This is a genomic window from Actinophytocola sp. (genome assembly GCF_035762905.1).
In the GTDB taxonomy this organism is placed as follows: Bacteria; Actinomycetota; Actinomycetes; order Mycobacteriales; family Pseudonocardiaceae; genus DASYTH01.
The window spans coordinates 23347-29525 of record NZ_DASUCC010000011.1; the positions used below are offsets into that span (position 1 = coordinate 23347).

Consider the following 6179-nt stretch of genomic DNA (forward strand, 5'->3'; position numbering starts at 1 on the left):
GCCCGTCAGATCGAGTCCCGCCGGGCTCACCAGACGAATTGCTGTCCGCCGTCGATGTCGTAGGTGGCGCCGGTCAACGCGGTGTTGGTCATGATGTGCACGGCCAGCGCGGTGACATCGGCCGGACCGACCACCCGGCCGATCGGCAACGTCGCCCGCAGCTCGGCGCGGCGGTCCTCGAGCCGGTCACCGAGCAGCGACGCCGACAGCGGGGTGTCGACGAACCCGGCGGCGATCAGGTTGACCCGCACCGGCGCCAACTCCAGCGCCAAAGCGGGGTGAACGGCGGCAGCGCGGCGGTGGCGGCCGAGACGATCCCCAACCCGTGCCCGACCCGCCGGCCGCCGGTACCGCCCATCAACAGCAGCGTGCCACCCGGCCGCATCCGCCCCGCCGCGTGTCGCGCCAACTCCAGCCCCAGCACCACATGCCCGGACAGCGCGGCACGCACCTGGGCGGCGTCCATCTCCAGCAGCGGCCCGTAGTGCGGGCCGCCGGCGGTGACCAGCACATGGTCGATCGGCCCCGGCAACCCCTGGAAGAACTCCGCCAAGGCGGCGTGGTCGTTGGCGTCGAACGCCGCCGTGCGCTCGGTGCCGACCTCCTGCGCCGCCAGCGCGAGCCGATCCGGATCGCGTCCGGTGAGCACGACCTGCGCACCCTCGGCCCGCGCCCGCCGTGCCGTTTCCAAGCCGATACCCGCGCTGCCGCCGATCAGCACCACGGTCTGCCCGGCCAGTTCCCCGGTCATGATCGCGCCAATCGCTGCAGGTCGGTCTCCAGCGTGGTGCGGTCCCAGCCGCCCAGATCGGCTGCGGCGTCATAGGTGGTGTGCAGGAACTCCAGCAGGACGGCGTCGGGGTCGGCGGCCGCGGCGACGGCTTCATACGGCAGCACGTGTTCGCCGTCGGTAGTGCGCGGTGGACGGGCGAACCGAACTCGCGGCGTAGCCGGGCTCGTCCTCGGCGAACGGGATAGCCACCTCCACCTCGTTCGGCGCGGCATGGATCCGGGTCGGGATGCCGAGTTCCGTCAGTGCGGCCATGGTTTCGGCGTAGAACGCCGCCACCGCTTGGCCGCCAGCGCCACACCGCGCGGTGGCGGTCGTCGCTGGTCCGGAGGTGCAGCCGGTGATCGAGAAAATCGAACTCGACGTCGAAACCGCCGTCCTGGAACGGAATCGTCGAGGTGGTCAACCCGCGCGGGCTGACGTAGACGGTGACGTGCCACCAGTGGTTGACCCTCGGGGCGTAGGCCGTGCGGACCTTGCCGACGATCTGGGTCCATATGTGCAGCGTGTCTTTCGTGTCGGCCCAGTCGGCCAGCCGCAGTCGCGGCCACCCGGTGCTCATTCCTTGGTCACGGTGAAGGCGATGTTGTCGACGTAACACCAGCTCCACTCCTCGCCGGGTTCGGCGGAGCGGATGATCGGGTGCCCGGTGCTTCGGTTGTGCGCGGAGGCGTGCCGGCTGGGTGAGCTGTCGCAGCAGCCGATCCGGCCGCAGGACTGGCACATCCGCAGATGCACCCACTGTCCTCCGGCCGCGAGGCAGTCCGCGCACCCGGCGACCGGGTCGGGAAGTTCGGTGACCTGGATGGCGTCCAGGTGCGCGCACGTCGGGTCCATTGTGGTCACTACCCTTCACCGTCGACGGGTGGGATCTCCGGGGAATCGGTCAGGCGCAGCTTGCGGCGGGCACGTTGATAGAAGGTGGTCCGGCCCAGGCGCACCACGTGCGCGGCATTGGGGCGGGCCCGCAGCTCGACGCAGTCGCCCGGTTCGACGTAGCCGGCGACCTGTCCGTCCACCTCCACCGCCAGCCGCCCGCTGGTCGGCAGGATGTCCAGGGTGACCATGTCGTGCACGGACAGCACCACACCCCGGCCGTAGGCCGAGTGCGGCGCGGCCGGAGTCACCAGCAGCGCCTCCACGGCCGGGCTGGTGATCGGCCCACCCGCGGAGAAGCTGTAGGCCGTCGACCCGGTCGGGGTGGCCACGATCACCGCGTCGGCGGCGTAGCTGACAAACGGATGCCCTGCCACACCGACCGCCACCACCGCGCTGCCCTGGCCCGGGATCCGGACCACCGCGACGTCGTTGAACGCGGTCACCGTCCGGCCGCCGAGCACGGCGTCCACCGCCAGGCGCGGTTCGACGCTGAACCGGTGACTATCGATCGCCGACAGCGCATCCGGCAGGTCCGGCACGTCCACCTCGGCCAGAAACCCCAGCTTGCCCATGTTCACCCCGAGCACCGGCGCCCGCTGCCGGTCGGCCAACCGCATCGCCCGCAACATGGTCCCGTCACCTCCCAGGCTGACCAACAGGTCTGCCCGCCGGCCCAGGTCTGTCGCCGGCACCGCGACCGCCGCACAGTTGAGCCGGTCGACCTCCTCGGCCAGGCCGAGGATCTCGATCCCGCGCGCGGCGCCCCACTCAAGCACCTGGTCGACCGCCTGACCCGCGTCTCGCCGCGGATGCAGCACCAGACCCACCGCGTGCATCAACCGACCCGGTTCCGCGCCGTCATGGCCTCGAGTCTGCTCGCGCCGAACCGCCCGCGCGAGGCCGGGTCGACCATGCGTCCAGCGCGCGCACCGAGGGTCATCTACGGTGGAAAGTACGTAGCTGGCAAACCACACGGAAAGGAACGGGTGACATGGCTGACGCACCGAGTTTGGACTCGATGGCGGAAGCGGCACAGGACACCCAATTCGCCCAGCTCGAAGCCAGATTGGTCGATGACTACGGCCAGAACCGGCGGGCCGCCGTGCATTCCCTGGTCGACCAGGAGCGACACCGGTTCAGCGACGCCCGGGTGCACACCTTCGTACCCATCCTGGTCGAGCGATCGGTCCGGGCCCGCCTCAGCACGAACTGACGGGCTCAGGCGGCAGCGGCGCTCTGCGCCTCCCACTTGGCCAACGCCACCACCAGGACGAAAACCTGCACCGGCAACGACAGCCCGGGAAGATCGGCCACCGCGGTGCCGCCCCAGCCCACCCGGCGCACCGAACCCACCGGCTGGCCCGCCTCGTCCAGCAGTTCCTCCGACCGCCACCAGGACGCCCGCCGGAACCGGTAGGTGCGCCCGTCGGCCGCCACCGTCCACCGCTTACGGCCCACCCGGTCCGCGGCCGCGACCACCGCCCCGGCCTCATCGGTCATCTCGAACCGGGAACTCCACGCATTGGCCGCTACCTCATGGCGCTGCCCAGCCAGATCCACCGTGCCGCCCCCACGCCAGACCCGGCCGGTCCACGTCGCCAGCAGCTCACCGTCGGCCACCAACTGATAGCTGTTGCGCCACCAGCTGACCTTGCGGGCCTGCAACATGCCGCCACGATACGCCGCATTGTGGACGGTTCACCTGGTGTTCATCTTGCTGTGGATGATGTTGGGAGCCAGGGGCCGGGCACGAGGAAGGGACGACGACCCATGACCGAAGCGCCAACCCTGGACACGACGGCCACCACCACCCTCAGCACGCAGTTCGCCGAGCTCGAGGCGCGGCTGATCGAGCACTACGGGCCGGACCGCCGGGAGGCCGTGCTGCGGGTACTGGACCATGAACGGGATCGGTTTGCCCACGCCAGCGTGCCCACCTTCGTGCCCATCCTCGTGGAGCGCTCGGTGCGCGCGCTGCTCGACGCGGACTCCCCCACACTTCGCCCGCGGTGAACCGAGGGGTCGTCGACCGGTAGCCGATCGTTTGCCCACAGCGGAAACGGTGACATCCCAGGCGACCTCAGTTGGTCGGCACGCGAAATGGGTGCCGTGGGCCGGCAGGCACCCGTAGCGCAGGCGCAGACCGATGCGGCGATCGCCGGCCTGGGGGTCGACCTCGGCGACTCCCGCGGTCGACCAGGGGCGGCGCGACGTGCCCACCCGGTTGGGCTTGACCGTCCACTATGCCGCGACGGATAGACCGACGGGCGGCCCAGTTCCGCAACGGGACATTCGACTTCGCGGTCGCCGAGTCGGAGTACGGCCTGCCCGATCTCACGGATCCGCCGCCGGGCTCGCGGGGTTTCACTACCGGTACCGGCCCTGGCCTCCCACCTGCGAATCGGCGGCACCCGCGTAACCGGTCTGCGCCTGTCCTGCGACCCGTGGCCCGGATCTTCACCCGGGCGATCACGCGCTGGGACGCGTAGCTGGTGGAGTGATGCTGTGAGAGATCATGTGAGGTGGGTCGGTGTCACCGCATGCGTGGGGTTGGCGCTGGCGTTCTGCGGTTAAGGCCGTTATCGATCGCGGGTTGTGCCAATGAAAGCCTTGTGTCATCGCGAGTGCCGCGTCATAGGGATCCGATGCGGTTGCCGAGGTCGAGTTCGAGTGGGCCGCGGGTTTGCAACCCCTGCGCGAAGAGCGTGGCTATGCGGGCCTGGACGGTCTCGGAGCGGACCAGTTGCTGGAACAGGCGGGCGTCGGAACGGATCGCGTCCGCGGCGGGCAGGGTCAGGTCGTTGAGCACCTGCTTGGCCGATCGCACCGCGTCGGCGGGGAACGACGCGATGCGACGCGCGAGCCGGGCCACGAACGCGTCCAGTTCGGTGTCGGGTAGTGCCCGGTTGATCCAGCCGTACCGTTCGGCCTGCTCGGCGTCGAAGTCGGCTGCACCGAGAATCGCCTCCATGGCCCGGCCCCGGCCCAGCAGCCGCCCCAGGTGCTGGATCCCACCAGCGCCCGGGAGCACACCGAACCCGACTTCCGGCTGGCCCAGTACGGTGTTCTCCCGGGCGGCGAAGCGCATGTCGCACGCCAACGCCAGTTCGCTGCCCGCGCCGCGGGCGCGGCCGCGCAGCTTGGCGATCGTCACGACCGGCAGTTCGCTGAGTTTGTGCCACAACATGCCCAGCGAGGCGTCATCCGGCCCGCCCGCCTTGGCGGCCTCGGCGGTGTACTCCGCGACCGTGGTGAGATCGACGTGCGGCACGAAGTACTCCGGGTCCGCACTCTCCAGCACCACGACCCGAGCGTCCACGGCGGACTCCAGCTCGCCGAACAGCGTCACCAGGTCACGCACCAACTCCGGTCCGATCAGGTTCATCGGCGGCGCGTCGATCACCACGCTCACCACACCGCCTTCGACTTCGGTGACCCGCAACGTGCGGTACTCCTGCATCATCAGCCCTTCTCCCGCATGGACATCACTGATGTGGGCTCCCTCCCCGATCCAGACCATCGCGGGCGGGGTCATGAAGACCAAGCTAGCGAACTTCACCGAGGTTGCCGTGGTTGACCAGTGCACTGTCACGGTTGAACCGATCTGAGCGATGGGGTAGCCGTCAACCCGGGCCTTGGAGAGTGCATGATCCGCAGACTTGTTCCTGTCGCCGTGTTGGCCGCCGCAGCGGCCGGCTGCTCCGACAACCCGTCCAAGGCGGCGCCGACCACGGTCACCGTGGCCACCCAGCCCAGCCCGAACCAGGTGGAGTGCTCCAATGTGGAGCGCGCCTACAACGCGTGGAAGTGGACGCCGACCTCCAGCCTCGACTTCACGGACTTCAACGTGAGACGCCTGGCGGAGAAGGGGGGTGACTTCTACAAGGCGGTCGAAGGCTACCGGGACAAGGGCGCGACCGGACTGGCGCTGGAAATCGCCCGATACAACTACGACCTGAGCGTCCTCAACGCGACCTATGTGGCCAGCGGCTCCGCTCCGGGTGAACTGACGACCAAAGTCGTTTCCGGTGTCGAGGAGATCAACAATGCCTACGCGACCTTCCGCCGCGACACCTGCGCTTGAGCTGTCAACACCCGCACTTCGCCACCCGAGCATTGAGCCGGGAATGAACACGGCCGCCACCGCCTCAACTAGGCCAAGTCTGCCCACGCAGGTCCAGCGTCTACATCCGCCGGGAGCCTGCGGCACGACTACGAATGTCCAGTGCGACCACGCTGGCCGGGCGAGTTTCCGGTTGGCTGTGGGCATGGTGGATGAGCACGGTGCGTCGCGAGGGCGCGGCGGTGGCCAGGACGACGGCCTGGCGTTGGACCTCGGCTCGGCGGCGGGCGGGCCGGATGTCGAGAGCCTGCGCACCGTGCTGGTGGCGTTGGCGGCCAACGCGTTGATCGCGGTGGCCAAGTCGGTGGCGGCGGTGATCACGACCTCGGCGTCGCTGACGGCGGAGGCGGCGCACTCCTGGGCCGATGCCGGCGACCAGGTCTTCCT

The 6179-nt window shown here is 69.6% G+C and carries 11 protein-coding genes and 2 pseudogenes; 4 read left to right on the forward strand and 9 right to left on the reverse strand.

The features are described from left to right. Positions 1-26: 26 nt before the first annotated feature. From VFV67_RS01390 to VFV67_RS01420, 7 genes and pseudogenes are all read right to left on the reverse strand, one after another. Positions 27-251: an SDR family oxidoreductase gene (locus VFV67_RS01390; RefSeq protein WP_326466579.1), complete on the reverse strand. Its 225-nt coding sequence runs from the start codon at positions 249-251 to the stop codon at positions 27-29. Next, positions 236-751 carry an SDR family NAD(P)-dependent oxidoreductase gene (locus VFV67_RS01395; RefSeq protein WP_326466565.1) on the reverse strand — a complete coding sequence of 172 codons (516 nt, stop codon included), beginning with the start codon at positions 749-751 and terminating at the stop codon, positions 236-238. Before VFV67_RS01395 ends, VFV67_RS01390 begins: the two co-directional genes overlap by 16 nt. After that, entirely contained in the window at positions 748-897 is a 150-nt protein-coding gene (locus VFV67_RS01400; protein ID WP_326466566.1) for a DUF5996 family protein, read from the reverse strand. Before VFV67_RS01400 ends, VFV67_RS01395 begins: the two co-directional genes overlap by 4 nt. Next, entirely contained in the window at positions 884-1045 is a 162-nt protein-coding gene (locus VFV67_RS01405; RefSeq protein WP_326466567.1) for a hypothetical protein, read from the reverse strand. The genes VFV67_RS01400 and VFV67_RS01405 overlap by 14 nt, the downstream gene beginning before the upstream one ends. Before the next feature lie 106 nt (positions 1046-1151). Continuing rightward, positions 1152-1352: pseudogene (locus VFV67_RS01410) on the reverse strand (DUF5996 family protein); the annotation flags it as partial. Then, on the reverse strand, positions 1349-1627 hold the full coding sequence (locus VFV67_RS01415; protein ID WP_326466580.1) for a UBP-type zinc finger domain-containing protein: 279 nt from the start codon (positions 1625-1627) through the stop codon (positions 1349-1351). The pseudogene VFV67_RS01410 and the gene VFV67_RS01415, both read right to left, overlap by 4 nt. A gap of 8 nt (positions 1628-1635) precedes the next feature. Next, on the reverse strand, positions 1636-2505 hold the full coding sequence (locus tag VFV67_RS01420; RefSeq protein WP_326466568.1) for an NAD(+)/NADH kinase: 870 nt from the start codon (positions 2503-2505) through the stop codon (positions 1636-1638). A gap of 155 nt (positions 2506-2660) precedes the next feature. Here VFV67_RS01420 and VFV67_RS01425 point away from each other — a divergent pair, with 155 nt between their 5' ends. After that, positions 2661-2882, forward strand: coding sequence for a three-helix bundle dimerization domain-containing protein (locus tag VFV67_RS01425; RefSeq protein WP_326466570.1), 222 nt, complete (start codon positions 2661-2663; stop codon positions 2880-2882). A 5-nt stretch (positions 2883-2887) separates the two neighbouring features. On the opposite strand, the gene VFV67_RS01430 is transcribed toward VFV67_RS01425, so the two are convergent. Next, positions 2888-3337, reverse strand: coding sequence for a hypothetical protein (locus VFV67_RS01430; protein WP_326466571.1), 450 nt, complete (start codon positions 3335-3337; stop codon positions 2888-2890). A 102-nt stretch (positions 3338-3439) separates the two neighbouring features. On the opposite strand from VFV67_RS01430, the gene VFV67_RS01435 reads away from it, so the two are divergent. Next, entirely contained in the window at positions 3440-3682 is a 243-nt protein-coding gene (locus tag VFV67_RS01435; RefSeq protein ID WP_326466573.1) for a three-helix bundle dimerization domain-containing protein, read from the forward strand. A gap of 619 nt (positions 3683-4301) precedes the next feature. Here the strand turns inward: VFV67_RS01435 and VFV67_RS01440 are convergent. Next, complete coding sequence (locus VFV67_RS01440) at positions 4302-5204, reverse strand: enoyl-CoA hydratase/isomerase family protein (protein WP_326466574.1); 903 nt, start codon at positions 5202-5204, stop codon at positions 4302-4304. Positions 5205-5315: 111 nt separating this feature from the next. Between VFV67_RS01440 and VFV67_RS01445 the strand changes: the two genes are divergently transcribed. Next, the gene (locus tag VFV67_RS01445) at positions 5316-5753 is read left to right on the forward strand and encodes a hypothetical protein (RefSeq protein ID WP_326466576.1); all 438 of its coding nucleotides are present in this window, start codon (positions 5316-5318) and stop codon (positions 5751-5753) included. 184 nt (positions 5754-5937) lie between these two features. Continuing rightward, positions 5938-6179 (forward strand): annotated as a pseudogene (locus VFV67_RS01450) (hypothetical protein); the annotation flags it as partial.